Origin of the sequence: Mesorhizobium sp. M5C.F.Ca.IN.020.32.2.1 (assembly GCF_004023105.1) — a bacterium.
GTDB lineage: Bacteria > Pseudomonadota > Alphaproteobacteria > Rhizobiales > Rhizobiaceae > Mesorhizobium > Mesorhizobium wenxiniae.
The window spans coordinates 1-1,563 of record NZ_RZSX01001171.1; the positions used below are offsets into that span (position 1 = coordinate 1).

Below are 1,563 nucleotides of genomic sequence, written 5' to 3' on the forward strand. Positions count from 1 at the left end.
TGCCTACTGCATTCGATCCGACACCGCTCCAGCCGGTCAGCTTCTTTCCCTCCGGTTCGGAAATCTATGCCCAAGGTGAAAAGGCCGGAGCCTTCTATCAGGTCGAGTTTGGCGCCGTCCGTATTTACCGCCTGCTTGCGGACGGTCGCAGGCAGATAAGTGCCTTCCATCTGGCGGGTGAGACATTCGGCTTCGAAGCCGACACCACCCATCATTTCTTCGCGGAAGCCATCAACGCCACGGGTGTCCGCGTCTTCCGCTTTGCCACTGGTGCAGATATCTCCGGTCAGCTGCTGCCGTTGGCGCTCAAGGGCCTGACGAGAGCGCAGGAACATCTCTTGGTCCTCGGCCGCCAGAATGCCATCGAACGCGTCGCCGCGTTCCTGGTCGACATGGCGGAGCGGCAGGGCGGGTTGCGGCAGGTCGAACTGCCGATGTCACGCATGGATATCGGCGATTATCTCGGCCTCACCATCGAGACCGTATCGCGGGTTTTCACCCGGCTGAAGGACAAGGGCGTCATCCGCCTGCTCAATCTGCGCAGCATCGAGATCATCAAGCACGACGCGCTTCATGCGATGAGCGAATGAACTGCGTCGACATCGAATCGGACGACGGAAGAGGCACGCGCAGATTCGCAGCTTTTGAGCCTGGGGGCAACGCATACACGGCGTTTCTAGCACTTCAGACCAATTGACAGTGGGACATCAGGGCTAACATAGGAGCCGGAATTACATCCATATTTGCCGCTGAACGCTGAGGAAACAGCAGGCAAGTCCATCGGCGTTCAGGCTTCGGGAGGAAGACATGGACCGACACACGGCCACATTGCATGCGGACCGTATTCAAGCATCGATTGCGTCGGACGACGCCGCGAAATCGGCGTTGGTCGCTTCGTGGCGGCGCTCGGCCTCATTGCACAGGCTTGATCCTGCGGGTCAGAAGTTGCCCCGGCGGTTGACGGAGATCGAATTGAGCATGGCCCGGCAGAGGGTCGAGCCTCTGCTCGCTGCCGCCCGGTCCAGTCTGGACAGGCTCTATCTTGCTGTCGGTGGCGTCGGCTGTTGTGTGTTGCTGGCCGATGCCGATGGCGTGCCGGTCGATCGCCGCGGCGCGCCGGTCGATGACGAGACCTTTCATTCCTGGGGTTTGTGGACCGGCTCCGTCTGGAGCGAACACAGCGAGGGCACCAACGGCATCGGAACCTGCCTGGTGGAACAGCGCGCACTCACCATCCACCGTGACCAGCATTTTTTCACCCGCAATACGCTGCTCAGCTGCACCACGGCGCCGGTCTATGATCATGTGGGGAACCTCGTCGCCGCGCTCGACGTATCGTCCTGCCGGGCCGACCTGACGGAGGGCTTCGTCAATCTGATCGCCATGGCAGTTAGCGAAGCCGCCCGACGTATCGAAGCCGATAATTTCCGCATGGCGTTTCCGAAAGCGCGCATCCTGCTGGCCCCAGTCGCCGACAAGAGCACGGGCGCGCTAGTGGCGGTCGATGCCGACGATCTCGTGGTCGGGGCGACCCGTGCTCTTGTCGGCGACTGGGGCCAGCAG

2 protein-coding genes are annotated in these 1,563 nt (G+C 61.5%); both read left to right on the forward strand.

Going from position 1 to position 1,563, the window contains the following annotated elements; genetic code table 11:
* Positions 1-590 (forward strand): helix-turn-helix domain-containing protein (locus EOA86_RS34040; RefSeq protein WP_128345544.1); only part of this gene is annotated, 590 nt, incomplete at its 5' end.
* A 217-nt stretch (positions 591-807) separates the two neighbouring features.
* Positions 808-1,563 (forward strand): GAF domain-containing protein (locus EOA86_RS34045; protein ID WP_164892298.1); only part of this gene is annotated, 756 nt, incomplete at its 3' end.